The organism is Saprospira grandis (assembly GCF_027594745.1).
Taxonomy (GTDB): domain Bacteria; phylum Bacteroidota; class Bacteroidia; order Chitinophagales; family Saprospiraceae; genus Saprospira; species Saprospira grandis.
In genome coordinates this window covers 3,823,723-3,850,550 of record NZ_CP110854.1, presented here as the reverse complement: position 1 = coordinate 3,850,550, position 26,828 = coordinate 3,823,723, and the positions used below count along the sequence as shown (strand labels likewise).

The following is a 26,828-nucleotide window of genomic DNA, read 5'->3' as shown; positions in this document are numbered from 1 at the left end:
TCAGTGGGGCCAGCTTCGGTTGGCCCTTTTTATTTACTATTAGAGTTTAATTTGTTATGATGGAGAAAATTGTCCGCAAAACTCTCTACACTGCAGTAGGGATTGTAGCGAGCACCACCGAGCGTTTGCAAAATGTAGTTGATGAGCTAGTATCTAAGGGAAAACTATCTGAGGAAGAAGGAAAAAAGGTAGTAGAAGATGTAGTGAAGAATACGGAATATAGCCGAGAAAACTACGAGGGACGATTTAGAAATATGATTGACGGCGTCTTGGCCAAATTGAATTTGCCCCAAGGCGATGCTTATGAAAAGCTAGAACGCCGAGTAAAATCACTAGAGGTAAAACTAGGTTTGTTGGCCAAAGAGCTAGAGGCTCAGCGCAAGGCAGCCAAAGCAAAAACAGAAGAAGACAAAGAGCAGTAAGCTGCAATTTGCAAAATATAAAAGAAGGGCTATCGGAAAATCCGATAGCCCTTTTGCTTTAGAAGGCGCCCTGCCCCTTATCGGGCAACAGCAATTGCATATTTTGTGGGTAGTTGATCTTAATTCGGATCTCCTCTTCTACAAGCTTGTTATTGAGCAATACCTGTTTATCAATTTTTGGCATATAAAGCGTTTGGCCCTTAATCTGCCAATCGTAGCGGCCCAAAACCAATAGCTTTTTGAGCACATTGCCATGCTCATCTCCTACTTTTACATAGGTATAAAGGCGGATATAACCCTCTCGCCAAGCTTCGGCCTCTAGGGTGTAATCTGTTTGTACCTCCAACTGATCATAAGGATCGATAAAGGTTTGTACGATGGTGCGCTCATTTTGGCCCAATAAATATATGGGAAAGAGCAGGGCCATAAAGTAAATTAAAAAGTTTTTCATGATTGGGGAAATTTGAAATTAAAAAATGGGGGTTGTGACAGCTTAACCGTCTATATATAATACGTAAGTCAGTCCAAATAAGTTACTCTTTAGACTAAAAAAGATAATTAGGGGCTAGGCGGAAATTGGCCCAGCGCTGCGCAGCCGTGGCCGTAGGCCAGACCCAGGAGCAAAGCGACGCAGGGCCGAGCAGACCTGCGAGCGGCGCAGCATAGCGGCGGCCGACCGAGGCGAAGCCGAGCTGGCCGCGGGCCCCAAAAAAATAAAAAAGAAAGGACTTAGAAACTTGGGCTGATAGAAATATCTAGGCGCTCGCCCAGTCCTCTAGTGGTGTAAGGTACAAGCAATAGGCTATCCTTGCTTTGGCCGGCCCAATTGAAATACAGCTGAAGATGGCAATCCGTTTCGATTTGGATCCAGACCGCCTGTTTATCGCCAGCGGCCAAGCTAGGCAATTGGTTTTGGCTACAGCCCTGCAGTTGTAGATTCTCGAGTTTTTCGGTTCCATTATTTAGTAGGACCAAATAAATATAATCCGTTCTTTGCAAGGCCCAGCTCCCATAAAGCAGCAGGGGCAGCAGATGCAAAATGCCCAAACAATAGCTCCAATTGGCCTGAGCGGCGCTGAGCTTTTCTCTTTTGCGTTGGCGGAAGGCCCAAAACATCAGGGGAAGTTGGAAGAGGAGAAAAAGCAGGATGCCCCAGATTTGTAGGCTGATCAGCTCGCCGGTCCATTGGGCCAAATAATCCCAACAAAAGTAGCAAGACAGCCCTAAGCTAAAGAGCGGAAAAAGGAGGAAGAATCTAAAGAGCATAGCGAAAGGCTTGTTAAGTTTAGATTAAATCTAGTGGGCTAGATCCAATAGAAAAGGGCGGTAGATAGGGCATTTGCGGTTTAGCTAAATTTTAAGCCCAGCCAAAAGCTAAGCCCAAAGTTAGCTGGGGCTTTTCGCCCTAGTAGTTTTTTGTAAATTTAGCTAAGGTCAGGCAGAAAGCTGGCCCGATGAAACGCTTTTTTTAACATTTTTTTTCATTTTCTCCAGATGCGACTACTTTTCGGTTTTCTGCTTTGTTCTGCTTTCTTCTCGGCCCTAAAGGCCCAAGAATTTGGCTTTGTTGGAGACAAAGAGCAAAATTCCCATGATTTTCAGACCTTTGAGTCTTTGATGACGGCCCTCAAGCAGGCCGATCAGGTGAAGAAACTAGATCTTTATTATAAACTAGACTATAGCCAGCTGCCTCAGGCCATTGCCGAATTGCAGGAGCTGCGCATTTTGTATTTGGGCCATAACAACCTAGAGCATTTGCCGCCCACCTTTAGAAAACTACAAAAGCTAGAAGAGCTCGATTTGGGGCAAAATCCCGCCCTTTCTATACAGGAAATCTGGCCCGAGCTTCGGGAGCTTAAAAATTTGCGCCGCCTGTTTATTCATCGCATTCAAATTGAGCAACTGCCCCAAGATTTTGGACAGCTTCAGCAGCTAGAGTGGCTCAGTTTGGAGGGCAATCATCGTCTGTCGGTAGAAAGTCTGTCGGCCTTAGACCAATGCAAGCGGCTCAAAACGCTCAATTTGGCCTGGTGCAATTTGCAAAGCCTCCCGAGTAATTTGGCCAATTTTCAGCAGCTCGAAGAGCTCTACCTCAACGAAAATCAACTGCATAGCATTCCCGAAGGCCTGCTGGCCCTCAAGCAGCTCAAGGTGCTCGACCTTAGCGATAATGAACTACCCCTTGAAGATATAGAGACCATAAAAACCGCCCTGCCCCAAACCAAGATTTATTTCTAAGTTGCGCTATCTCTTCTCTTTAAGAGGCGGTAGGCAAAAGGCTTAGCGCCTTTTTCTTTGCCCAAAATAGCCCCAGAAAAACGATATGATTAAAACTGCTTACCACTACGACGATCTCATGATCTTACCCGCTTTAGAGGCCCATCTAAACAGCCGGACAGACTGCATTCCCCATTATGCTTCTGGCCAGTTGCCGTTTTTTGCCGCCCCTATGTCTACTGTGGTTGCCGAGCAAAATTATCAGTTTTTTCTAGAACAGGGCCTCAATGTCTGCTTTCCCCGCTACCAAAATTTGCCGCCCAACTTTTTTGACCTCCAAGAGCAGTATAAGGGCCAGCTTTTTCTGGCCATGGACCTCGAAGAGTTTAATAAGGAGTTTTTGGTGCTCGGCAAAAAACTCAACCGACAACATGCCATCCTTATTGATACCGCCAATGGCCACCTCCAACGAGTCTATGAACTCTGCCTAGCCGCCAAAAAAGAATATGGCCAACAAATGCTGCTGATGGCCGGAAATATTGGCCACCCCCGCACCTTCGAGCGCCTAGCCGAAACCGGTGTCGATTATCTGCGCCTAGGCATCGGCGGCGGCCGAAACTGTAGCACCAGCAGCTTTACTGGCGTGCATTATCCGCTGGCCTCCCTCATTATCGAAAGCCGAAAATTGGCCCAACAACTGCCCAAAGCCCCCAAAATTATCGCCGATGGCGGCATCGGATCCTATGCCAATGCCATTATGGCCCTCGCCTGCGGAGCCGATTATGTCATGATGGGCAGCCTGATCAATCAAGCCCTAGAATCCGCCGGCCAAAGCTATCTATTCAAACAAATTCCCCTCTCTCAAAAACTAGCCAAACTAGCCTTCCGCCTAGGCCTGCCCCTCTACAAAGAATATAAGGCCCTACACAGCCGCCCCGCCTCCGCCCAACAAGGCCTAATCGGAAGAAGAGCCGTAGAAGGCCGCCGAAGCCTCCAAAAAGTGCAATACCAACTGCCCGATTTCCTCTTCAATTTGGGCAGCTACCTGCAATCCGCCATGAGCTATACCGGCAAAATCCAACTAGAAGATTTTATCGGACAAGTAGAACTGATTACCGACCAAAGATGATGTTTTGGGGCCTCCGCAGCAAAGCTGCGGCGCTACGGTCCGCAGCTCGCAGGGCTGCTCGGCCCTTCGCCGCTTTCAGCGGCTCGGTCTGCGGCTTCGCCGCACTGCTCCCCATCGCTAGGCCGCTCATCTCCAAAGCGCTGCTCTTGGCTTTCCGCTTCGGCAGGCTATGGGCCAAAAATAGTTTGGTCCAAGGAGAAGCTAAGGCCCAAAAAGTCAGAAAAAAAACAAAAAAACTACTATTGCCAAAATATAAGTTTAACTTAGCTCTCTGCGAACAAGCGTTCGTAGCTAAGCAGTTGATAGCGAAGCCATCAACTAAACAACACCATCAATACCCTATTTTGGGACAATAAAAGCTAGTTTATTCATGAATTATTCAGAAGAATCACTGAAACTTCACAGCTTACTGAAAGGAAAAATTGGCATCCGCAATCAAATGGATGTGCGCACCAGTGAGCACCTTTCTTTGGTCTACTCTCCCGGAGTAGCCGCCCCATGTATCGAAATTGCCAAAGATCCTGAGAAAGTTTGGGAATATACCCTAAAGAGTAATACCGTAGCCATCGTTTCTGATGGATCTGCTGTTTTGGGCCTTGGAAACATTGGCGCAGAGGCTTCTATCCCCGTTATGGAAGGTAAGGCGATGCTCTTTCGCCAATTTGGCCATATCAACGCTTTTCCCATTTGCCTCAATACCCAAGATGTAGATGAAATCGTGGAAACTGTCCGCCGAATCGCTCCCGTTTTTGGTGGCATCAACCTAGAAGATATTGCCGCTCCCCGCAGCTTTGAGGTGGAAGAACGCCTACAAGATTTGGGCATTCCCGTTTTTCATGACGATCAGCATGGTACAGCCATTGTCGTTTTGGGCGCCCTAATCAATGCCGCCAAGTTGGTAGGCAAACCCCTAGAGGAATTGTCTGTGGTCATTAACGGTGCTGGCGCCGCTGGGGTAGCTATCGCTCGCCTTTTGCGCTGTATCGATAATGAAAATAATACGGCCTGTATTCCCGTCAAAGAAATTATTCTTTGCGATAGTAAGGGGATTATTAGCCGCGATAGAGAAAACCTCAATAGCTCTAAGCAAGCTACTTTGGGCTATACCAACCCCAACAACAAATCGGGCTCTATTAAAGATGCCATTGTGGGAGCCGATGTATTTATTGGTGTAAGTGTGGGTAATATCCTTAATGCCGATGATATCAGAACCATGGCTAAAGATCCTATTATCTTTGCCTTGGCCAACCCAACTCCCGAAATTATGCCCGAAGAAGCCTATAAAGGTGGGGCTGCAGTAGTGGGTACAGGCCGTTCTGACCTGCCTAACCAGGTGAATAATGTACTTGGTTTTCCCGGTATTTTCCGCGGAGCCCTAGATGCTCGCGCCAAGGTCATTTCTCCCAAAATGAAGTTGGCCGCTGCCTATGCCATTGCCGACTGTGTGCATCCGCCCACTCGCGACATGATTATTCCTCCAGCCCTCAATGAGGTAGTTGCCTATAAGGTGGCCAAAGCCGTTAAGGAAGCCGCCCTAGCCGAAATGGGCCTACCCGATGAGATGACCGGATACAATGGCTAAGCTGTATAGCTTTCTGCCTAAATGAAAAAGACCCAATTGCCACAGCAATTGGGTCTTTTTGTCATAAAAAAAGTGGCCCTCTTGCCCAGAGCCACTTTCATTATTTTGCCTTTATTTCAGAAATTGTGCGAACAGTTTGCTGTAATTTCTTTCCTTTAAAACGAGCCCTTCTAAAAAACTGCTGCTTAATAAAGCAAAAAAAATTGAAAAATGATTAAAAAAATTTTGCCCCTCTTCTTTGGGCTCTTGGCCCTTTCGCTAACCGCCCAACATTGTCCAGATTGCCAAGCGCTGAAGGAAGCCGCCTGGAAAAAAGGCTGGGATGGCCAGGCTTTCCAAAAATCGAGTTTGCATCGACTAAAAGATATGGATGTGCTCTCTTATGCCTTGGAGTTGGAGCTTTTGGACCCTAACAAACGATTTTTGAAGGGCAAGGCCCTTTTGCGCATTCAACTTTTGCGAAAAGGCCTAAAAGAAATAGAACTGGACCTACAGGGACTCAAGGTCCAAACCGTAAAAGTTAATGGTAAAAAACGTGCGTTTAAGCATAATGATCCCCTCTTGCTCATTCGCTTGCCCAAAAAATATAGCCTAAAAAACCCCATTGAGGTAGAAGTACTGTATGAAGGAGCGCCCCAAGAAGACAAAAGCTGGGGCGGCTTTTACTTTGAGCAAGGATTTGCCTACAATATGGGCGTGGGCTTTGCCGACAACCCCCATAATTATGGACGAATTTGGTTTCCCTGCGTCGATAACTTTCAAGATAAATCAACTTACAGTATTTCGTTAATCACCAAAGACAGTCTTGCGGGCTACGCCAATGGTCTTTTGGTTGAAGACCGTCTATTAACCAATGGTTTAAGGAAAAGAAGTTGGGAACAAAAAGAGGCTATTCCTAGCTATTTGGCGGCCATTGCCGTGGCTAACTATAGCGATATAACCCAAGCTTTTGCGGGCATAAATTCGTCCATACCCATTGCGTTAGTCGTTCCAAAAAAAGACAGTCAAAAGGCGGTGGCGTCTTTTATTCATTTGCCGCAGGCGCTTTCGGCTTTTGAGTATTGGTTTGGGCCTTACCGCTGGTCCAAAGTGGGTTTTTGCATGGTTCCCTTTGAGGCTGGGGCCATGGAGCACGCTAGTTTGATAGCCTACCCCCTCTATGCGGTAGACGGCAGTTTGAAGCAAGAGCGTTTGATGGCCCATGAGCTTTCTCATCATTGGTGGGGCAATTTGGTTACCTGCGCCAAGGCCGAAGATATGTGGATCAACGAAGGCTTTGCCAGCTATTGCGAGTTTCTGTTTAAGGAAGCCTGTTATGGGCGAAAAGAGGCCTTGCCCATTTTGCAAAAAAACCTAGCCATCAGTTTATATCAGGCGCCTAAGCGAGAGGGAGGGCATCGGCCAGTGGCGGCAGTGCCTTGGGCGCATACTTATGGCAGCCATGTCTATAAAAAAGGGAGTTTGGTGGCCCATAACTTAAGACATTATTTGGGAGACAGTCTGTTTCGGCAAGGGATGCAGGCTGTTATGGATAGCTTTGCCTACAAAAACTTATCGACCGAAGAGTTTTGCCAGTTTTTGAGCAAAGAGTTAGGACAAGATATGCAGCCTTTTTTCAAAAATTGGTTGTGGCAAGCAGGTTGGCCCAGTTTGCATATTGTGCAGGAAGAAATTGGGGCCAATAGCATCCAGCTGACTATTGAGCAGCAGCTTATAGGAAGAGATAGCCTCTATGAAAAGCTTCCGCTGAAGATTCGTTTATTTTTGGCTAATGGCGCATATGTAGACCGTGAAATTCTGCTTAGCGAAAAGAAACAGCAATTTCATTGGAAAGAGTTAGCAGCCCCTGTTGTTTATGCTTGGATCAACCCCAATCAAAGTTTGGTGCAAGCTCGTTTTGAGCATTTTTTTGAAGATTGGAACAGTCAAAAGAAAGAGCTGAGTTTGCTCCAAATAAAAGACTTTCGTTTTAAGCGGCCTTGTTTAGCTGCCGAGCAGCTGCATTTGGCCTATTATCCCGAAGCGGAGGGCGAAGCCTACTGGCAAATCAGAGGACGGATAAAAGGAGCTAGCGTTCCGGCCGAGCTGGCCCTAAAACAGCCGACTCCATCGGCCCGGCTCTATTATCGTACTGCGGCGGGCCAAGACTGGCTACTTTATCCGCATTCTGGAAAGAGCCAAGCGGGCTACTACTATATAGAGCAAGTTCTTTTGGGCGATTATAAGTGGGTAGAATAAAATCTGCGGTTTTGCAGGGCCGAAGGCCCGCAGGCCCAGCGATGTGCAGCAGTGGCCGAAGGCCAGACCGAGCAAAAACTTGTTTTTGCGAAGGGCCGAGCGAATAGCGAGCTGCGCAACGTAGCGGCGGCCAGCTTGCTGGCCGCGGGCCCCTCCCCTTTATTCAATTCGTCTATAAAAAAGAGCGCTTGGGCCAAAAAGCCGAGAAGAAGTTCGATAAGGCTTAAGTTCTTTGGGCGCTTTTAACTTTAATTGCGTTTAGTAGACAGTAGTCACCCCAAGATTTCACCATCAAAATTATTACAGCATGCAATCCCTCCCTTATTTGGGCCTAGTCCTTCTGTTGTTCTGTTTTAGCAGCCAGCTTTGGAGCCAGGAAAAAGTCAGTTTATCGGGCTATCTTCGAGATGCCGAAACTGGAGAAGAACTGTTATTTGCCAATGTCGCCATTCCTGCCGAGGCCATGGGCGTGAGCACGAATGAGTACGGCTATTATGCCCTGAGTTTGCCCAAGGGGCAATATGTGGTTTCTTATTCTTATGTGGGTTATCAGACTGTTTTGGACACCATTGATTTGCAAGCGGATTTGGTTAAAGACATCGAGCTTTTGCCAGAATCGACCACCGTAGATGCGGTTGTCGTGACCGATGAGCGGACCGATGAGAACGTGAAAAGTACCGATATGAGCGTGCTTTCGCTAGATATGAAAGAGGCCAAAAAAGTGCCCGTTATTTTTGGGGAGCAAGACATTGTCAAAACCCTTCAGTTGATGCCTGGGGTGAGCCCCAGTAGCGAGGGCGGCAGTGGTTTTTTTGTGCGTGGGGGAAATGCAGACCAAAACCTAATTTTGCTTGATGATGCTCCGGTTTATAATGCGGCCCACCTTTTGGGCTTTTTCTCGGTCTTCAATTCGGATGCCCTCAAGGATGTGAAATTGTATAAAGGAGGCGTGCCGGCTGAGTTTGGTGGGCGGGCCTCTTCGGTTATGGATGTACATATGAAAAACGGAAACAGCAAAACGTTTTCGGGTTCTGGAGGTTTGGGCCTCATTTCTTCTCGGCTGACCTTAGAGGGACCAATCGTAAAAGATAAAGGCTCTTTTATTGTGTCTGGCCGCCGCACCTATGCCGATTTGATGTTTCAGTTGGTGGCCGATGATTTTGATGGCGGCTCGCTTTATTTTTATGATTTGAACCTGAAGGCCAACTATAAATTGGGCCAAAAAGACCGCCTTTATCTGTCGGGCTATTTCGGCCGAGATGTCTTTGGCTTTGATGGTTCGGGTTTAGATTGGGGAAATGCCACCCTGACGCTTCGTTGGAACCACCTCTTTAATGAAAAGCTCTTTGCCAATACCACTTTTGTCTATAGTGAGTATGATTATGGCTTTGCCGTGCGCACCGATAACTTTGATATTGATTTATCGGCTGGAATTAACAACCTCAACCTCAAGCAAGATTATAGCTACTACCTCAACCCCAATAACAACATCAAATTTGGCTGGCAGTCGCTTTATTACAACTTCCGTCCAGGCAGTTTTGAGGCTAAGGATTCGGAGACCGATGATGTTTTGGGCTCGGCCAAATTGGCCCAACAATATGCCCTAGAGAATGCGGCTTACATTAGCAATCAGCATAAAATTAATAAGAAACTGAGCATGAACTACGGTTTGCGCCTCACTTCTTTTTCCAATATTGGCGCCACTACCGTAAAAACCTACAATGAAGCCAATGAGGCCATTGATAGCGTGAGCTACGGCTCTGGGGAGTTTTTCAATACTTACTTTGGGCTAGAACCTCGGGTGAATGCGGTTTATTTGCTAGACGATAAGAGCTCAATCAAGGCCTCTTATAACCGCATTTATCAATATCTACACATTTTGTCTAATGCCAGCTCGGGCACACCCACCGATATTTGGGCCCCCTCTACCCCATTGATTAAGCCACAGTATGCCGACCAAGTTGCGCTGGGCTATTTCCGAAATTTCCTCGATAATAAGCTGGAATTTAGTGTAGAAGGCTACTACAAGCAACTAGGGAATCAAGTTGATTATGAAGATGGGGCCGAAACCTTTCTGAATGAAGACCTAGAAGCCGAATTGGTCTTTGGCCAAGGCCGCGCCTATGGTATGGAAGTCTTTTTGCGCAAACGCCAAGGCAAATTTACGGGTTGGGTTTCTTATACCCTCTCCAAATCAGAACGCCAATTTGCCGATATCAATAATGGCAACTGGTTTTCGGCTCGACAAGACCGCCGCCACGATATTTCTGTCGTTGGGGTCTATGATATTACTAAAAAATGGTCACTTTCGGCCGCTTGGGTCTATTATACTGGCGATGCCATTACCTTCCCTTCTGGAAAATATGAGGTGGATGGCCAAATTGTCAATCTCTTTTCTAGCCGAAATGGCGACCGCATGCCCGATTATCATCGCCTAGATATTGGCGCCACTTATGTCTTCCGAGATAGCAAAAAATGGTATTCTGATATCAACTTTTCGGTCTATAATGCCTACAACCGAAAAAATGCCTACAGCATTTCTTTCCAAGAAAATGAGGCCGGTACAGGCACCGAAGCCGTTCGCCTAGCCCTCTTTGGCATTGTCCCTTCTATTAGCTGGAACTTCAAATTTTAATCTTATGCGCAGTTTATCATATTGCTTTTTATGCCTTTTGGCCCTTTCTTTTACCGCCTGCCAAGATGTGATTATCCTCGATTTGGAGGAGTCCGCACAGCAGACCATTGTGGAGGCGAATATCCTGAGCGATGCCCAAAGAGCGGAGGTTCGCCTTTCTAAATCTGGCGGTTTTTACCAAAGTAACGATTTTGAGATGGTCAATGGGGCCAGCATTACGCTTTCGCTCAATGGCCAAAATTATAGCTTCCAAAGCGATAATAATGGCTACTATTGGGCCGATAGTCTGCAAATTCAGGCCGGCGATTCTGCCTTTATGAGCATTAGCCTGCCCGATGGCCGCCAAATTTCGGCCGCGGCCGCCTGCCCCAATTCGGTCTTGCTCGATAGCCTGAGCTATGAAGAGTTTAGCTTTCCCTTTGGCGGCCAAATTGGCTACCGTCTCTATTACCATTTTCAGGACCCCGCCGATACGGCCAACTACTACCGCACGAAGGTCTGGACCAATGGCGAAATAGAGGATAATTACATCCTCATTGAAGACGAACTCCGCGACGGCGATTATCTCGATTTGCCATTTTTTGGCCCACCTTTCGAGCCTGAAGATAGCATCCAATTGCAACTGATTTCGGTCAATAAGGCCTATTACGATTACTTTGAACAGGTCTCGGAGGTCAGCCAATCTGGCGCCTCGGCTAGCGTGCCCTACAACCCCAAAGGAAATTGGGACGACCCTAGTATTTTAGGCTATTTTGGCATCATCCACCGCCACCAACTCCAAATTGAAATGCCGCAATAATTCTTTTTAATAAGGATTTGGGGCCCGCGGCCGCCCATGGGCGGCCGCCGCTATGCTGCGGGGCTCGCTATTCGCTCGGCCCTTCGCAAAAAACAAGTTTTTTGCTCGGTCTGGCCTTCGGCCACCCGCTCCGCAGCGCTGGGCCTTTCGGGCTCGTAAAAAAAGGCTGCTGTGCTTATGCACAGCAGCCTTCCCTTATTTGCGCCTAAACGATATTAGTGCGCATGGCCCAACATTAGCAGACTGACTGCCATGACGGCCATTCCAGCCAACATTCCATAAATAGACAAATGGTGCGCCCCATAATCTCGAGCAGAAGGCAGCAATTGGTCTAGAGAAATAAAGACCATAATTCCAGCTACCCCAGCCAATAAAATAGACATGACCGTCTCATCTAAAGCATTGCCAAAAAGGGCAAAAATAAGAATTGCGCCTACGGGCTCTACCACCCCAGACAAAAAGGAGTACCAAAAGGCCTTAGACTTGCTGCCCGTAGCATAATAAACGGGCATAGAGACCGCAATCCCCTCGGGAATATTGTGCAAGGCAATAGCCAACCCAATGGTTAAGCCCAAACTGGGGTCTTCTAAAGCCGCTACAAAAGTAGCCATACCCTCCGGAAAATTGTGTAGGGCCAAGGCCAAAGCCGTGAGCAAACCCACCCGCATTAGTTTACCGTTTTTGCTGTTTTGCCGCTCCAATTGTCCCGGCTCCTGCTCATCCAACTCCTCTTCGGTCATCAACTCATGAGGGTTCTCCTCATGGGGAATCATTTTATCAATTAGGGCCACTAAGATCATCCCCCCAAAAAAAGCCAGTACGCCCCAATGTCGACTATGACTGTGGTCCAAATGGGCCAAAGCATGCGGAAAAATCTCCATAAAGGAAACATAGAGCATCACTCCTGCCGCAAAACCCATAGAAACCGTCAAAAAATTAAAATTGCGCCCCTTTACTACAAAAGCAATAGCGCTTCCAATACCTGTAGACAAACCCGCCAATACAGTCAGGCCAAAAGCAGCCCAAAAATGTTCGTGCATTATGTATAATGATTTATAAGGAAGTATTTATTTTAGTGTTATCTAAAAATAAGATTCGGCTAAATCTAAGGAGAAAAACCGAGCTTTCTTGCAATTAGGTTGCAAATTTAGGCAAAAGGCAGTGATTATTGCGTACTTTTGAATACAGACTTAGACTAAACAGAACCAAAGACCCTTTGTGATGAAAAACAGTAAAATTATATTTACAGGTAGCTTTGCCGCAGGCAAAAGTAGCATTTTGGCCCAACTACTAGGAGATACTTTTCAGAGCAGTTATCATACGACAATTGGTCCCCGTTTTTTGGAGCACAAAAGAGGGAAAGACCATTACTTTTTTGTGGATTTGGGCGGAGAAGTGGGCCAAGAAAAAATTCCCGCCATTCGCTTCATCAATGCCAAGCATATTGTTTATGTAGTAGACCTCAGCCGCCCTCAGCTTTTTGAGCAGGCAAAAAAAGATCTGACTTTTTTGAGCCGGCAGTATCCCGATATTCCACTTCATTTTTTGGCCAATAAACAAGACCTACTAGACGAAGATATTTTGGCCAAACGGCTGGCGGCTTTGCCCCAAGAACCCATTTTGGTTTGCAGCGCAAAGACGGCAGAAAATATTCAGGAGATTTGGAAGTTGTTTTAGGTCTAGATGTAGGCAAAAAAAAAAGAGAAAGGAGCTCCTTTCTCTTTTTTTTCGTCCAGCCTTTAGCGATTTAGAGATCGCTATTATTCATGGCCAAGTTTTCAATTTCAGTAGCCACCTTTTGAGGAATATAAAGAATAAACTTCATTTCTTCCTCTAGGGCTTGGCCTTTGAGTTTAACCACCTTTTGGCCCTTGGGCATAATAATTTTGTAGGCGGTGCCCATATCTTCTAGGGCAATTTCGTAGCGGCCTACGGCCACTAGGCGGTCCAGAATTACTTGTTGGCAGTTTTCTACGGCTACAATAGTTTGTAGTCGGGCAAAATCTTTGTCCCAAACCTGAAGCTCTACCTGGCCAGGCAGGCTAGCCAAGAGTTCAGTGCGTCCCTCTAGGGCAATAGAGCGGACCAAAGTTTTTTGGGCCTGGGCGGCCATTTGCCCTACAAACATAAACTGAAGGGCCAAGATGCTGAGTATAAAGTATAGCTTTTTCATAGGGTATATAATTTTATAGGGAATGGGAAATTTTATTTCGATTCCCTTCATTCATTTTCTTTCTTACAAAACGATCGTCGGGGGCAAATAGTTGGTAGAAAATTTAATATTTTATAAAATAAAGGGCAAAAGCCTTTTTTGTTAAATTGTAGTACTCTTTTAGCTGGCCCCGAAAGGCCTAAGCAAAATCCTTATCTTTAGGGCTCGGCCTGGCCTAGCGATGCGGCGGGGTGGCCGTAGGCCAGACCCAGGCGGCGCAGCCGCCGCAGGGCCGAGCAGACCTGCGAGCCCCAAAGCGTAGCGCCCGCCGAAGGCGGGAGGCCCCAAAAAAAATTTAATCATCATAATAAATAGCAATGCAAAAATTCAGTATTCTAGTTTGTGCCTTTTTATTGTTGGCTCCTTTGGGCTTGCAGGCGCAAAAAAGTTTAAGTTTGGAAGATGCCGTGATGCAACAATGGCGAAAATTTCGGCCAGAGCATTTGAGAGTAGCGCAATGGCGGGAAGACGGCAAGGGCTTTACGCAATCGGGGCCTCGTTATCAGGAAGTATTTTATTATGAGGGCAAAAAGGCGCCAGAATCTTTGTTTTCGACCAAGGATTTGCAGGCGGCTTTTGGGGAGCAGGTTCCTTATATTGCCAACTTTGGCTATTTGTCTAAGACAGAGATTTTCCTCTCTTTTAGGCAGGCCTACTACCGCTACGACTACAAAAGCAAGAAAGGCAAAAAGTGGGTGGCTTATCCGCAGGAGGCGGCCAATCTGGCCTTTCATGAAGAGACGGGCCGTTTGGCTTATACGATAGACAACAATATTTATTTGGCGACGGAGCAGGAGGAAAAAACGGCGGTTACTCGTTTCAATAATCCAGCAATTGTATCGGGCCAAGCCATTGCCCGCAGTGAATTTGGCATTAGCAAGGGCTTATTTTGGTCGCCTAATGGGCAATATTTGGCCTTCTACCAAAAAGACGAGTCGGAGGTATCCGATTATCCTTTGGTCGATATTAGCAGCACCCCCGCCAAATTGCGCAATATTAAGTACCCGATGGCTGGCCAAGCCAGTGAAAAAGCTCGAGTAGGCGTTTTTGATCCAGCATCTGGACAAACCGTTTACCTCAAGATTGAAGGCGATGAAGCCGATCAGTATTTGACCAATTTGGGTTGGGGCCCAAAAAGTGAAAAAATTTATTTGGCGCAGATCAATCGCGACCAAAATGCCATGCGTTTGAACGTTTATGAGGCCAAAACGGGCAAATTCATCAAAACCCTTTTTGAGGAAAAACATGAGCGTTATGTAGAGCCAGAAAAAGCCGTTTGGTTTTTGCCCAACAACCCCAAGGAATTTCTTTGGGCGAGTGAGCGAGATGGCTTTACGCATTTGTATCGCTATGAGGCTGAAACGGGCAAATTGCTCAATGCCGTGAGCAAGGGAAATTGGGAAGTAGAAGAAATTTTGGGCCTAGACAGCAGCGGAAAATCGGTCATTTGTATGGGCACCGACCCTTCTGGTCTTAATTTGTATGCCTACAAGCTTGCCCTAAACGGCAAAAAGCAAATGCAACTGACTAAGGAAGAAGGGCAGCACCACTGCCAATTGAGTCCCAACGGCAAATGGTTGTTGGATGAATATAGCAACATCAGCACGCCTAATGTCGCTCAACTGATCTCGACCAAAAACGGAAAACTAAAGCGGGAGTTCATCAAGGCCGAAAATCCCTTGAAAGATTATAAGGTAGGCACCACCGAGCTACTCACACTCAAAGCTGCCGATGGTACTGATTTGCAGGCGCGTTTGATTAAGCCCTCTGACTTTGATCCGAAGAAAAAATATCCTGTTATTGTTTATGTCTATGGCGGTCCACATGCCCAAATGGTGACCAATAGTTGGTTGGGCGGCGCTTCGCTCTGGATGCAACAGCAGGCCGAAAAAGGCTATTTGGTCTTTACCCTAGACAATCGCGGTTCGGCAAATCGAGGCTTTGATTTTGAGAGCATCATCCACCGCCAATTGGGCGAAGTGGAAATGCAGGACCAATTGGTTGGGGTGAATTACCTCAAGCAACAAGCCTTTGTAGATGCCGATCGGATGGCGGTGCATGGTTGGAGCTTTGGTGGCTTTATGACCACTTCTTTAATGCTTCGTCAGCTAGGTGTTTTCCGTGTTGGTGTAGCGGGTGGCCCAGTAACCGACTGGAAATTTTATGAGGTGATGTATGGCGAGCGCTATATGGATCGTCCAGAACAAAACCCTGAAGGCTATGCCAAAAATCGCCTCCATAATTATGTAGATCAATTGCAGGGCGATCTCTTATTGATTCATGGCAGTGTAGATGATGTGGTCGTTTTGCAACATAACCACAGCCTTATTCAAGCCTTTGTAGAAGCCGAAAAGCAGGTAGATTACTTTGTTTATCCAGGCCATCCGCATAATGTGCGCGGCAAGGATCGGGTGCATTTGATGCGCAAGGTACTGCAGTATATTGAAGATAAGTTGAACTAACTTTTGGCGGAAATAAATAGAAAAGAGCGGGCAGATTTGCCCGCTCTTTTTTTTGGGGCCTGCCCTTCCCGAACTAGGAGCGCATAAACATTAGTTCATTCTATTCAATAGTTTAGTCATGCTTATATCATTTTCATCCAAGCAATTTTCAGAAAAAAAATAGCTTCTATGACTATTTTCAGCATAACAAACTAATAATCCATCCTGTACAAAAAGATCTAAGCAAGCAAGCATTTGAGGTAATGGGATATCCTCAGCTATAGTTTCTTGAGACCTATAAAACTCTTTAAAGCTCCATAAGGATATGTACAAATCCCCCTCCCCTAATCCTACTACATTATAATCTAAATCGAAACTAGGAAATTTAAGACTACAGCCTGCACCATGATAGTTGTAATGTACAGCTTGGCCCTGTACGGAAATTACTCCTTTTGAAGGAAATAATTTTTGAAAGAAATACGGCTGACCTTTTATAGTATACTTATTCATCAATGCAAATTCAAAGCATCGAATACTCTCAGCATAGATCAATAACTGTTTCTTCAGTTTCACATACATATCAGTCTAAATATCATTTTTTTACGCTATTGTATTTGTATTTTTTGGGGCCTGCCGCCTGCGGCGGCCGGGCCCTTGCAGGGCTCGCAGGTCTGCTCGGCCCTGCGGGCTTCGCCCTTGGTCTGCCGCTGCGCGGCCCCCTTTCAGGCCCCTAGGCCGATTTGGCCTTCGGCCCTTTTTATTCGCTATAAATAATCGAAAAAGTCTTCAAAAAACAGCATTCCTGCACTAGGCTGCGCGCCAAAAAACTTCATCCCCTCATGAACAAAGTCTAATCCAGGGATTACATATTCCTCTTCACTGTAAGTGATTTTGTGAATCCCATGCTGATCAAAAAATGTAGTCAGTTTTTCGTCCAAATCAAATTGTTCTTGGGTAAAGTATTCAAAGTAACTCTCTGTATCAATCCGTTTATCCCAAGCCTTAGGATCTGGGTTTTTCACAGTACAACAAAACGTTAGGCGTACTACATCCACTAGTTTAGAAATGACTATAGTCGTACTATAGTTAATCTCTAATTCCCCATACTTAAATGTGGGGTGATTAACATAAGCGCTCACCCTTGGAAGATCGAAGTTATCATAAATTTCGGCCGATTCTCCTAATTCTGCTCTCAATGCATCTATTAGCGGATAAGGCTGCATAACTTTTTCTCGGTATTCCTCCTTAGAGAGCGCCATCACACGATCAATTAAGGGATAAAAATCATCATCCATATTTCTTACTCTTTTCAGTTGTTATTTAGTCTCTCCCCTTAAAGAATAATCCTAGCGCTAAGTTCCAATTAACGGCATAAAATAGGACTGCCTAAAGTTTTGTGTTTTTATTTTTTGGGGCCTGCCGCCTGCTAGCTGTGGCTGCAGGTTGAAACCTACAGCCATACAACAACCCCATTCTACATCTATAGTGCGGAGAGGATTAAAATCCTCTACCGCTTTGAACAAGGGTTGTTTTTTCTTCGGTAGGTTGATTTTGTTTTTTCTCCCCCATAAATTTCATAGAAACCCTAGGGCCAAGGCCCTAGGCTAGCTAAAAAATCGTCATCCCCTCATTCGAGGGGATTTTCTGTTCTACTAGGCCCCATCAGCAAACAAGGGCTTTAGCCCGCCAGTTTGCTCAGACCCGCAACCATGGGCTTCAGCCCATGGAAGAAAAGGCTAGCCAATATAATCTTTAAGCTTATTTAAGCGGCCCTGGGCTGAAGCCCAGGGTTGTAGACTTGAGCGAACTGACGGACTAAAGTCCTTGTTCGCTTTTCTTGCTTCTAAGGGCCCAAAACTGCCCAGCTGCTAAAAGACACTTTCTTTTTCTCCCTTTTTCAAACTCCAAGGAAAAGTTGAGGGACTAATAAACTAGGGCGATGGGGTTGCACAAGCCCCAAATAGGGGTCCTCTAAGGTATAAATTAGGTCCAAGAACCCCAAAATACACCTTCTAAGCTTTGCTTGCAACTATAGGCACTGCTATTTAGATGTCCAAAACTTACTGGCTAAGTTTCTTGGCCCAAGAATAGCCGTCTCTGACTGTATTCAGTAGGTCTAGAACAGCTAAATATCATTCTACAACTCCTTGAATCCTCTTCTTGACAAGATAGATACAGTGCTAAACTCCAGCCAAGAAGCAGTTTAACCCTTAGGAGCTATACTTTTACCTTTGGCTGCAGTTCGTTTATCCTCAGCTTCAGTTTTTTTATCTTCAACTCCAGTAATTTTATCTCTGCTAGCTGTCTATTATAGAAAAGGTCGGGTTCTGAAACTTTTTTAGTTTAGTTTATGAACTGCAAGCTTAGACTTCTCCAGAATTTGCTTGCAGTAGGAAAGAGAAAGCCAAGAGTTAAATTATATCTGCCATGGAGTTCAGGACGACTCTTATGCAGTAAGAGGAGCTATAACGAACAGCTAGTGACTGCATGCAATGACTTTGACAAGCTATATCGTAGAGTTCAGGACGACTAAAAAGGAGTTTTGCTAGACATTAGCCCATAAATATATAGTATATACACCTGTAGGTTGAAACCTACAGCAACAAAAGCGGCCAAGCTAAGCACAATAAAAATGAGCCGAAGGTTGAAACCATCGGCCCATAACTAGCGAGACTAATTTCCTGCGTCTAGAAGGAGCGAAGCGACTGGCCTAGCGATGGTAGGCAGTGCGGCAAAGCCGCAGACCAAGCAAAAACTTGTTTTTTGCGCAGGGCCGAGCGAATAGCGAGCTGCCGAACGTAGCGCCCGCCGAAGGCGGGAGGCCCCAAAAACAAGAAATAACAAGAGGCTTAGACTAGATTTCTGGAGCCGCTTAAATTATGACAAAAATTCCTTAGTTTCGCTGCACACTTTAAGCGCAGAAAAAACTATGGTAAACGTACAGATTTTGGCCGTGGATAGGCAGCGGGAGCATCAGGCAACTTTAGAGCAGTTTTTGGCTCCTTTAAAGGCTAGCGGACAAATTCAGATTGTGGGGGAGCAGGAAGAAAACCCCTTTGAGGCCTATGAAGAGAAAGACTTGGCCGTTAATATTTTGATCTTATTGCTTTCTCCCGCCTATTTGGAAGATGCCCAATTGGAGGCCGCTCCTTTGGCCCAATTGCTGGCCCGAAAAGCGCAGAAACGCCGCGAGTATTGGGTGCAACCCATTTTGTTGGAGGCCTGCGATTATAGCCATAAACCCTATGCGGATTATCCCGTTTTTCCCATGCCCAATGGGCAAAAAACAGCCCTGCCCGTCTTAGATCCTAGCTGGTCCTCTACCGCAGAGGCCTGGAAAAGAGCCGTGGAAGGGGTAGAATTGGGCGTGACTTATATTGAGCAGCAACGCAGCAATGCGCCTACAGCCGCTGGGCCGCAACAAAAATTGCTTTTGCTGACGGCCAACCCTAAAAATACGCAGGCCTTGGACCTCAATATTGAGATCAATGCCATTAAAAATGCACTTCGCCGCTCTGATTATCGCGATAATTTTGAAGTGGAACTGTCTTTAGACATTCAGAAAAAGGCCCTTTTAGAGACCCTTTTGCAAGAAAAACCTCGCTTTGTCCATTTTTCTGGCCACGGAAGTGGAGAAGACGGCCTACTCTTTTATGGCGCGTCTGGAGAATCAGAATTAGCAGACGGACCAAGTTTGGCCCAACTCTTTCGCCTCTTTCAAAAATACATTGATTGCGTTTTCCTCAATGCTTGTTACTCTGAGGCACAGGCCAAAGTAATTGCGCAATATATTCCCTATGTTATTGGGACCAATAACGCCCTTTCTGATCAGCAGGCCATTTTATTTTCTGAGGCTTTTTATATGGCCATCTTTAACGGTACCACGCCTGCAGAAGCCTTTGCCTTAGCTTCGGCCCAGGTCGATTTTCAAAATTTACCCCCCTCGGCCCAAGCCATGTTTTATGAGCATGGCCAACTGACCCTTTCTCAGAAAGCGGCCGCTAGCGGTGGAACGCCTGTTGGTCCCAGCCGCTCGGCAGAGGTAGAAAAAGAGGAAGAGCCAAAAGTGGAGGAACCGCCAAAAACAGAGGAGCCGCCAAAAGCAGAGGAGCCTCTCCCCCAGCCAGAGGTTTCTGCAGAAAAAACAGCCTCTTATTGGACCGATCCCAAAGATGGGCAAAAGTATCCTGTGATTAAGATTGGGAAACAAGATTGGATGGGGCGCAACTATGCCTTGGCTTTAGCGGACAGCATGCCCTCTAGTTTGGCCGATGGTGGACAGCTATACAGTTGGGAGCAGGCCGTCAAGAACTGTCCTGCCGGTTGGCGCTTGCCCAATAAAAGTGATTGGGAGGCCCTATTGATCATGGTAGATCATAAAAGCTCGGCCCTAAAGGCCAAAACGAGCTGGGTCAATAAAAAAGGGCTAGATAGTCGTCAGTTTGCGGCCCTGGCCTGCGGAGAGTATAAATTGGAGCGCAAACTGCTCTGGCAAGAAGGCCATTATGGCCATTTTTGGTCGAGTACCGATCGGGCTGGAGAGATCTATAAAGGGGAACAACTGGCTTATCGGCTGCGCTTAGCCTATAATAGCGAGCAATGTCAGTTGGCAGCCATTTATAAGAGCAGCTACTTCTCGGTCCGTTACATTAAGATCGAAGAATAATTTTCTTGAAAAAAATTAAAAAAGTTTTTCCCTGATAATCTTAGAGTTAGCTCCAAACGGGCATTATCAGGGAACTTTTCTAGAAAAAAAGATTTGGAGATTTAAAATCTTGCCGTATATTTGCAATGCATTCAACGGAAAGCAATACAAAATAAGGGCGAATAGCTCAGTTGGTTCAGAGCATCTGGTTTACACCCAGAGGGTCGGGGGTTCGAATCCCTCTTCGCCCACTACAAAAAAGAGTTACTGATTTAATCGGTAACTCTTTTTTTTGCTTTCTAGAAAGCTATATTCGCACTGGCAAAATCAACCGACAGGCGACTACCTTACCTTTATGTTTAGCGGGCTGCCAGAGATATTCTTTGTCTAGTTGTTTTAGGGCTTGAATAGCTGCTTTTTCCAGTAAGGGCGTCTTTCTTCTTCCTGGGGGATAAATAGCTTGTATTTGGCTTAAATTACCTGTTGTACTGACAACAAACTGAAGATAAACTGCCGAGAAGCGCTCCTCCCCCCTATTGGGCGGAAGATTTTTGTTCATTTCCTTGGCCATCAACTTCAGTAGGAGATGATTGCCGGCTGCTCTTTGGGCTTTGCTATATGTTCCAGCACAACTATCGGTCAATAGGTAGGGCATTTCTTCGGCAATAGTCAGCACCCTATCCTTTTTTGGAGTTTGTTCTACACTTAGCCTTGGCGGCATCCCTCTCCGTTGCCAGCAATTTGTACTATCTATGGCTTGGGCAAACCCTAAAGAAGAAGAGAGGAGCATAAGGCTTAGGCATTTAATTATTAGGTTCATCTAGCTGTCATTTTTTAGTTAGATGCCCAGCTTTAGAAAAAGGTTGCTGCCTATAGATTTTTCTTTTTTTGGGGCTTGCCTGCTAGGCTCGGTGTTTCCCTTATTCGTAAAACTAACGCCCACTAGTTTTTCACTTCAGTATTCGCACCCAAAGCCCGGCCATCCTCCATTTCAATACGTAATTCAATTTTCGTACTATGGGTATCAGCTAGTAGCTTTTTAAACTCAGCCTTAGGCATCCAAAAGTAAACTTCACTGCCCAAGAGGTCTTTCCAAGTTTTCTTAGAATTAGAATTATAGTTCCTTTTGAAATCAGTTAAACTTGAAAACACTTCTGTCCCTAAACAAGAACAACTATTGGTGCCGGAAGGATAACTCTCTGTAGTATAGGAAGTGTTTACAGCTTTTTCTATATTGACAAAACTGAAGTTTTCATTTCCTACAAGGAAGCTATCTATAGAGTTTTGATCAAACAACGTTTGTAATGATATCTTATGAATTTTTTCTTCTGTTCCATAAAAACCTTTTGGCTGATACCCAATAACTATGTAAGTGCCATTGGTTGAATCAGAATAAAACCTTTTATAAAACCTAAGGGCTATACCGCAGGAGTCATTTTTCCTCTCATTCAAATAACTATCTATGATAGCGCAGCCCATACTGTCTTTGCCAAGATAGTCAACTACTCGAATAGTTACTTTCTCCAAATAAAATCGGTCTTCAGGGTATTTCTTCTTACAGGAAAGAATACAATAGAGTGCTAGCAAGCTAATAGCCCCCAAATAAATAAAACTAATTTTTTGCATAAAATGGTCCGCAGCCTTTTAAGTAACAAATCTCTTAAATTAAGGAATTTAATTCTTACGATATCTCTTCATAAGGATACTTTTTTTGGGGCCTGCCTGTAGGACGGATATATCCCCCTACAGCTATAAGCCCTCATCTAAAATAAGGCATAGAGTTACGGTAATTTAAAACCCATGAACACTCTTGCCTCCGTATAGCTGAAGTATCATGGCTTAAAGAAACAAAGCCATATCTATAGTCTACAATAAAATTACTAGTATGAATGCTATCTGATACCCATATTTGCTTGTCCCTTTTTCTGTCTAATTCATAAGCCATCAGGCCAAATTTAAGCCCATCTAAAGCGATTTTTGCCCCTTTTATCTCTCGTTTTCCATTACTAACAGTAACAGTTGTCGATTCAGGATAAACATAAAGGATTGCAGTAGACTTTAAAGATGCAGAAACCACTAGCAACTTCTCTATGCAAAGCACTTCATCAGACATAACATCACTATTGTAAACTTCTAATCGCCTACTGCTTTTACAGCTTAACAAAAACACAAATACAATAAGTAAGGTATACTTCATATTTTTTTGTCTTGTCCTGGGCCTTGTTGCATAAATAACCCCCTTCAAATCAGCTAATTACAAAAAACCTTGCGAATTAGGCATAAAAAAAGGGACAAGCCCCGTAGATTTAAGTTTTTTCGACGAACAATAAAACCTCGAGCTGTCCCATGACAAATGTAGAAAAAACCTTACAGAATTACGCACTAACCAACAGATTTTATACCGCCCAAGGGGAGTTTATTTTTAATGTTTGGTTCCCGCCTTTGGCAAGCAAAAACCTCATAGCTAAGCCTTCAAAACGCGGCAGACCTAAAACAATTTCTGATGAATTTATTCGCTATTTATTCCGCTTAAAAGTGCTTTTTTCGTTTGGATACCGACAATTAGAAGGTATTCTAAAATGCGTTATTTCCGAATATAATTTGGATGTCAATCCAATATCTTACAGCCAAATATGCCGCAGAGTCAAAAAACTAAAGCTGAATATTAAGCCTAAAAAAACGGATACAAAAAGATCGATAGCGATAGATAGTACAGGGCTAAAAACCAAAGGACAGGGAGAATGGTTAAGAAAAAAACACCTAGAAAAACAGCGCTCTAGCTGAATTAAAGTGCATTTAGCAGTGGATGATAAAACAGGAGAAATCTTATCCGTAGAGATTACCACAGAGCGAAAAACCGATGCCTCTCAGCTTCCAAAGCTGATGAAAAAAATGAAATCCTTGCATATTACCCATGTTTACGCAGACGGAGCCTATGACCAAATAAAATGTCGAGAAGCAATTTGTGCGGTTGGGGCGGTTCCATTGATTCCCCCACGTAAAAATGCTCGCCTAAAAAAAGGAAAAAATGGAGAGCTAGTCGATAGTTATCGCAATGATGATATTTTATATATCTGGGAGTTAGGAGCCGCTGCTTGGAAACAAGATTTAGGCTATCATCGTCGAAATTTAAGCGAGACTGCAATGATGCGACTCAAGCACTTTTTCTCTGAACGGCTCTCCTCGCTCAGCTTTAAAATGCAGAAACAAGAAGTCCTGATGCGTATTCAAATTTTAAATGAGCTTAATGCTATCAAGCTAGAAGTTGCTACTAATCAATAAATTATGATTTATGCAACAAGGCCCTTGTCCTGAACAATTCTATTTTTTTGGGGCCTGCCGCCTGCGGCGGCCGGGCTGTGTCGCAGCTCGCAGGTCTGCTCGGCCCTGCGCCGCTTTCAGCGTCTTGGTCTGGCCTTCGGCCACTGCTATCCATCCCTAGGCCTGCGGCCCTTCGGGCCTGCTAGCTGTGGCTGTAGGTTTCAACCTACAGCCATACAACAATCCCATTCTACATCTATAGTGCGGAGAGGATTGAAATCCTCTACCGCTTTGAACAGGGTTGTTTTTTCTTCAGTAGTTTGATTTTGTTTTTTTTCTCCCCCATAAATTTTATAGGATCCCTAGGCTATTGAAAAAATCGTCATCCCCTCATTCGAGGGGATTTTTCTGTTCCACTAGGCTTCATCAGTAAACAAGGGCAAAATGTTTATTTATGGAGGGTTTCAACCCTCCATTGAACACAAAAATGCATTCGTTAATTGGCTGTAGGTTTCAACCTACAGGCCCATATAGCAGGCCCCTAGGGCCGCACTACAGGAGCAGCGGAGCGGATAACTAGTGAGCTTTGCGAACATGGCTATTCCGCTGAGTAGCTGCACGACTGCGAGACCGCCTCTAAGCCCATTTTTGATGAGACTGTCGGCAAAATGGACGGCGCAGTAGTAGCAAGCAGCAACGCTTTACCAAATACTATCTTCCCATAAACCAATTGTAGTTAAATATTTCAATTCACCAAAGTTTTCGAAACCTGTCCCAACGCTAAAAACACTATTTGGTTGAATTGGCTCTTTAAATACTCCGATAAATGGCACTATAAATTCAACTATTTCAATAGTATTTAATTTGAAGGTTTTTACTTCAGTTTTGAATCTCAAATATATTGAAATATGACCACCCAAATAATATGGATTGTAAATTACTACTCTAGCTCTATCTTTTAGTCTAAGAGTGTCGTTAAATTTTTTCACAAATTTTATTTCGCCTTGCATTAAAAACGATCGATCATCCATTATTTTCTTTTTTCGTATTTTAATATTTTTCTCATCATTCGTTTATAATAATACGGATTAGCAAACGCCCTAATTCCTTTTATAAGCCTGCGGCCCTTCGGGCCTTTTAACTGTAGGTTGAAACCTACAGCAACAAAAGAGGCCATACTAAACGCAATAATATGGGCCGATGGTTGAAACCATCGGCCCATAATGAGTTGTAATAAACAGCTTTATCATTTATAGCAAACAAGGGCTTCAGCCCGCCAGTTTGCTCAGACCCGCAACCATGGGCTTCAGCCCATGGGCCCAAACTGACTAACCGCCGAAGAAAACAGCCCAAAGAAAAAAAACAGCTGAGCGGCCCAGCGCTGCGCAGCCGTGGCCGTAGGCCAGACCAAGTTTTTTTGAGCAAAGCGAAAAAAAACGAAGGGCCGAGCAGACCTGCGAGCGGCGCAGCATAGCGGCGGCCGCCTTGGCTTTGCCAAGGCGGCCGCGGGCCCCAAAATAAATAGATCTAACTACTTTTCATTAAATCTTAGCTACTGTTTGGAAAAACAGGATGGGATACATAATATTTGCGCGTTCATCCTGAGGGAAATAATCTACTTGATGGAGGTAACCCAACTGAAAAGAGAATTTTTCTAAGTCGTAAGTGGCTCCAGCATACAAGCGATTGCGCATAAAATGCCATTGTGCATGATGATTATTGGCCTTGATATAGACCTCTTCATAGGCGGCAAAACCCAAAGGCGAGTTGGGCAGGCGGTAGGCTAGCTTGAGCAAATAGCGAAAACGAGGGGTGTAATTCCAGTCGTTTTGATGCCATTCGGTCCCTTCAAAGGCCCATTTTTCCTTAATTTGATGCTCATAGCGGTAGCGATGCACCAACTTAAAGCCCTTGCCTAAAGGCTGCTTAATTTTTAGCTGAGCCCAGGGACGATATTCTCGAACCGGCCGAGGAATCCCCCCACCGGGATAAGTTTGGCGAAAGGTAAAAACCCCCGAAAGTTGAATATTTTTGCTCAGTGGATAATGATAAAAACCTGCCAGCATGAGGGCATCCCAGTTTTCGACCCAGTCTTCTCGGCGGATTTGCAGCTCGGCGGTCCATTTGCCCTTACCAGCTTGGCCACCAACTTGGAAATTAAACCAATTGTTCACAGGGCGAACCGAAGTCGTGTCACTCTGCGCCCAAATAGACTGCCCCAAAAAGAGAAAAGCCAAAATAAAAAGTAAGCGAGAGGCTCCTAAAGTTTTCATAGTTATAGAGTTGTGCAAGCCCCCCTTTTGCAAAATAAAATTTTAATTTCTCTCTAGATTGTTCTCATATAAAAATAAAATGAGGACAAGCTAGCTTATAGTGAATAAAAAATGATTTTGCTTGGAGGGGTATATAAAAAAAAGCTATCCCGACAAATCTAGGATAGCTTTTTTATATTGTTTGTAGGTCCAGTCACAAAGGATCTATTAGACTAGAACAGTTGCACTAACTGAGCACTTTTTTTTTTCGATTGCTTTTTGGGCCAAATCGAGGGCCAAATTTAGTTGTTCATTCATGCTCAACTCGCTATTATCAATAGTAATGGCATCATCGGCTTTGCGTAGGGGGCTATCCTCTCGGCTAGAGTCAATCTGATCTCTTTCCATGAGGTTTTCACGAACCTCTTCTAGAGAAGCGCTAAGTCCCTTGGCTTGCAATTCGGCTAGGCGGCGTTGGCTGCGGACCTCATAGCTAGCGGTCATGAATAACTTGAGTTCGGCTTCGGGAAAAACAACGGTGCCAATATCGCGGCCATCCATCACTAATCCTTTGAAGCGGCCCATGGCTTGTTGTTGTTTGACCAAAAAGCGGCGAACAGCGGAGATCGCGGCTACGGGGCTCACCCATTTAGAGACATGCATTTTACGGATTTCCTCTTCTACATCTTCGCCATTGAGGAAGCAATGGTTGGCTCCGGCTCTATGTCGGAAATCTATCCGAATATTATCCAAAGCCTGAGCAATCGCTTGCTCATCTTCTAGGGAGATTTTTTCTTGGAGAAAATAGAGGGTTACGGCACGATACATTGCCCCAGTATCTACATAGATGTAATTTAATTTTTTGGCCAAGGATTTAGCAAGGGTGCTTTTTCCACAAGCGGCAAAACCATCTAGAGCAATAATAATTTTTTGGCTAGGCATAAGGCTGCGATTCTCTGACTGTTTGAAAATGAAACTAAGAATTCGCTCACAAA

The 26,828-nt window shown here is 45.0% G+C and carries 24 protein-coding genes and 1 tRNA gene; 13 read left to right on the top strand and 12 right to left on the bottom strand.

The genetic code is table 11. The features are described from left to right. Positions 1 to 56 precede the first annotated feature (56 nt). Positions 57 to 422: a phasin family protein gene (locus OP864_RS15200; protein ID WP_050981184.1), complete on the top strand. Its 366-nt coding sequence runs from the start codon at positions 57 to 59 to the stop codon at positions 420 to 422. Between the two features lie 58 nt (positions 423 to 480). Here OP864_RS15200 and OP864_RS15195 read toward each other — a convergent pair whose 3' ends face one another. Both OP864_RS15195 and OP864_RS15190 read right to left on the bottom strand, forming a co-directional pair. Beyond that, positions 481 to 873, bottom strand: coding sequence for a hypothetical protein (locus OP864_RS15195; protein ID WP_270098998.1), 393 nt, complete (start codon positions 871 to 873; stop codon positions 481 to 483). Positions 874 to 1,151: 278 nt separating this feature from the next. Next, entirely contained in the window at positions 1,152 to 1,688 is a 537-nt protein-coding gene (locus OP864_RS15190; protein WP_270098997.1) for a hypothetical protein, read from the bottom strand. Positions 1,689 to 1,916: 228 nt separating this feature from the next. Between OP864_RS15190 and OP864_RS15185 the strand changes: the two genes are divergently transcribed. The 6 genes from OP864_RS15185 (at position 1,917) to OP864_RS15160 (ending at position 11,022) form a co-directional block, all read left to right on the top strand. Beyond that, positions 1,917 to 2,660 carry a leucine-rich repeat domain-containing protein gene (locus OP864_RS15185; protein WP_270098996.1) on the top strand — a complete coding sequence of 248 codons (744 nt, stop codon included), beginning with the start codon at positions 1,917 to 1,919 and terminating at the stop codon, positions 2,658 to 2,660. Positions 2,661 to 2,745: 85 nt separating this feature from the next. Continuing rightward, positions 2,746 to 3,768 (top strand): IMP dehydrogenase, encoded by a 1,023-nt coding sequence (locus OP864_RS15180; protein ID WP_270098995.1) that lies wholly within the window; start codon positions 2,746 to 2,748, stop codon positions 3,766 to 3,768. Between the two features lie 370 nt (positions 3,769 to 4,138). Next, on the top strand, positions 4,139 to 5,350 hold the full coding sequence (locus OP864_RS15175; protein WP_270098994.1) for an NAD(P)-dependent malic enzyme: 1,212 nt from the start codon (positions 4,139 to 4,141) through the stop codon (positions 5,348 to 5,350). A 210-nt stretch (positions 5,351 to 5,560) separates the two neighbouring features. Continuing rightward, on the top strand, positions 5,561 to 7,588 hold the full coding sequence (locus tag OP864_RS15170; RefSeq protein ID WP_270098993.1) for a M1 family metallopeptidase: 2,028 nt from the start codon (positions 5,561 to 5,563) through the stop codon (positions 7,586 to 7,588). Between the two features lie 307 nt (positions 7,589 to 7,895). Continuing rightward, positions 7,896 to 10,223: a TonB-dependent receptor gene (locus OP864_RS15165; RefSeq protein WP_270098991.1), complete on the top strand. Its 2,328-nt coding sequence runs from the start codon at positions 7,896 to 7,898 to the stop codon at positions 10,221 to 10,223. Between the two features lie 4 nt (positions 10,224 to 10,227). Beyond that, a complete protein-coding gene (locus OP864_RS15160; RefSeq protein WP_270098990.1) occupies positions 10,228 to 11,022 on the top strand; it encodes a DUF4249 domain-containing protein in 795 nt (264 codons plus the stop codon). A 215-nt stretch (positions 11,023 to 11,237) separates the two neighbouring features. Here the strand turns inward: OP864_RS15160 and zupT are convergent, their stop codons facing one another. Then, positions 11,238 to 12,062, bottom strand: coding sequence for a zinc transporter ZupT (zupT, locus tag OP864_RS15155; protein WP_270098989.1), 825 nt, complete (start codon positions 12,060 to 12,062; stop codon positions 11,238 to 11,240). A 181-nt stretch (positions 12,063 to 12,243) separates the two neighbouring features. On the opposite strand from zupT, the gene OP864_RS15150 reads away from it, so the two are divergent. Further along, complete coding sequence (locus tag OP864_RS15150; RefSeq protein WP_270098988.1) at positions 12,244 to 12,699, top strand: Rab family GTPase; 456 nt, start codon at positions 12,244 to 12,246, stop codon at positions 12,697 to 12,699. Positions 12,700 to 12,769: 70 nt separating this feature from the next. On the opposite strand, the gene OP864_RS15145 is transcribed toward OP864_RS15150, so the two are convergent. Continuing rightward, positions 12,770 to 13,195, bottom strand: a complete 426-nt coding sequence (locus OP864_RS15145; protein WP_270098987.1) for a hypothetical protein — start codon at positions 13,193 to 13,195, stop codon at positions 12,770 to 12,772. Between the two features lie 356 nt (positions 13,196 to 13,551). On the opposite strand from OP864_RS15145, the gene OP864_RS15140 reads away from it, so the two are divergent. Then, entirely contained in the window at positions 13,552 to 15,696 is a 2,145-nt protein-coding gene (locus OP864_RS15140) for a S9 family peptidase (RefSeq protein WP_270098986.1), read from the top strand. Positions 15,697 to 15,786: 90 nt separating this feature from the next. Here OP864_RS15140 and OP864_RS15135 read toward each other — a convergent pair whose 3' ends face one another. Continuing rightward, positions 15,787 to 16,254: a DUF6896 domain-containing protein gene (locus OP864_RS15135; protein WP_432423425.1), complete on the bottom strand. Its 468-nt coding sequence runs from the start codon at positions 16,252 to 16,254 to the stop codon at positions 15,787 to 15,789. A 185-nt stretch (positions 16,255 to 16,439) separates the two neighbouring features. Continuing rightward, the gene (locus OP864_RS15130; protein ID WP_270098984.1) at positions 16,440 to 16,934 is read right to left on the bottom strand and encodes a hypothetical protein; all 495 of its coding nucleotides are present in this window, start codon (positions 16,932 to 16,934) and stop codon (positions 16,440 to 16,442) included. A 1,670-nt stretch (positions 16,935 to 18,604) separates the two neighbouring features. On the opposite strand from OP864_RS15130, the gene OP864_RS15125 reads away from it, so the two are divergent. Further along, on the top strand, positions 18,605 to 20,341 hold the full coding sequence (locus tag OP864_RS15125) for an FISUMP domain-containing protein (protein ID WP_270098983.1): 1,737 nt from the start codon (positions 18,605 to 18,607) through the stop codon (positions 20,339 to 20,341). A gap of 155 nt (positions 20,342 to 20,496) precedes the next feature. Then, positions 20,497 to 20,571, top strand: a tRNA-Val gene (locus OP864_RS15120). A gap of 56 nt (positions 20,572 to 20,627) precedes the next feature. Here the strand turns inward: OP864_RS15120 and OP864_RS15115 are convergent. The 3 genes from OP864_RS15115 to OP864_RS15105 form a co-directional block, all read right to left on the bottom strand. After that, positions 20,628 to 21,140: an energy transducer TonB gene (locus OP864_RS15115; protein WP_270098982.1), complete on the bottom strand. Its 513-nt coding sequence runs from the start codon at positions 21,138 to 21,140 to the stop codon at positions 20,628 to 20,630. 122 nt (positions 21,141 to 21,262) lie between these two features. Further along, positions 21,263 to 21,946 carry a hypothetical protein gene (locus OP864_RS15110; protein WP_270098981.1) on the bottom strand — a complete coding sequence of 228 codons (684 nt, stop codon included), beginning with the start codon at positions 21,944 to 21,946 and terminating at the stop codon, positions 21,263 to 21,265. A 133-nt stretch (positions 21,947 to 22,079) separates the two neighbouring features. Continuing rightward, the gene (locus OP864_RS15105) at positions 22,080 to 22,517 is read right to left on the bottom strand and encodes a hypothetical protein (RefSeq protein ID WP_015694108.1); all 438 of its coding nucleotides are present in this window, start codon (positions 22,515 to 22,517) and stop codon (positions 22,080 to 22,082) included. Positions 22,518 to 22,666: 149 nt separating this feature from the next. Here OP864_RS15105 and OP864_RS15100 point away from each other — a divergent pair, with 149 nt between their 5' ends. Both OP864_RS15100 and OP864_RS15095 read left to right on the top strand, forming a co-directional pair. Then, a complete protein-coding gene (locus OP864_RS15100) occupies positions 22,667 to 23,104 on the top strand; it encodes a transposase (protein WP_270098980.1) in 438 nt (145 codons plus the stop codon). A gap of 6 nt (positions 23,105 to 23,110) precedes the next feature. Continuing rightward, a complete protein-coding gene (locus OP864_RS15095; protein WP_270098979.1) occupies positions 23,111 to 23,602 on the top strand; it encodes an IS5 family transposase in 492 nt (163 codons plus the stop codon). A gap of 680 nt (positions 23,603 to 24,282) precedes the next feature. On the opposite strand, the gene OP864_RS15090 is transcribed toward OP864_RS15095, so the two are convergent. The 3 genes from OP864_RS15090 to cmk all read right to left on the bottom strand — a co-directional run bounded on the left by OP864_RS15090 (position 24,283) and on the right by cmk (position 26,775). After that, the gene (locus OP864_RS15090) at positions 24,283 to 24,612 is read right to left on the bottom strand and encodes a hypothetical protein (protein ID WP_270098978.1); all 330 of its coding nucleotides are present in this window, start codon (positions 24,610 to 24,612) and stop codon (positions 24,283 to 24,285) included. A gap of 510 nt (positions 24,613 to 25,122) precedes the next feature. Then, complete coding sequence (locus OP864_RS15085) at positions 25,123 to 25,854, bottom strand: DUF2490 domain-containing protein (protein WP_270098977.1); 732 nt, start codon at positions 25,852 to 25,854, stop codon at positions 25,123 to 25,125. Between the two features lie 207 nt (positions 25,855 to 26,061). After that, positions 26,062 to 26,775 carry a (d)CMP kinase gene (cmk, locus tag OP864_RS15080; protein WP_270098976.1) on the bottom strand — a complete coding sequence of 238 codons (714 nt, stop codon included), beginning with the start codon at positions 26,773 to 26,775 and terminating at the stop codon, positions 26,062 to 26,064. Positions 26,776 to 26,828 lie beyond the last annotated feature (53 nt).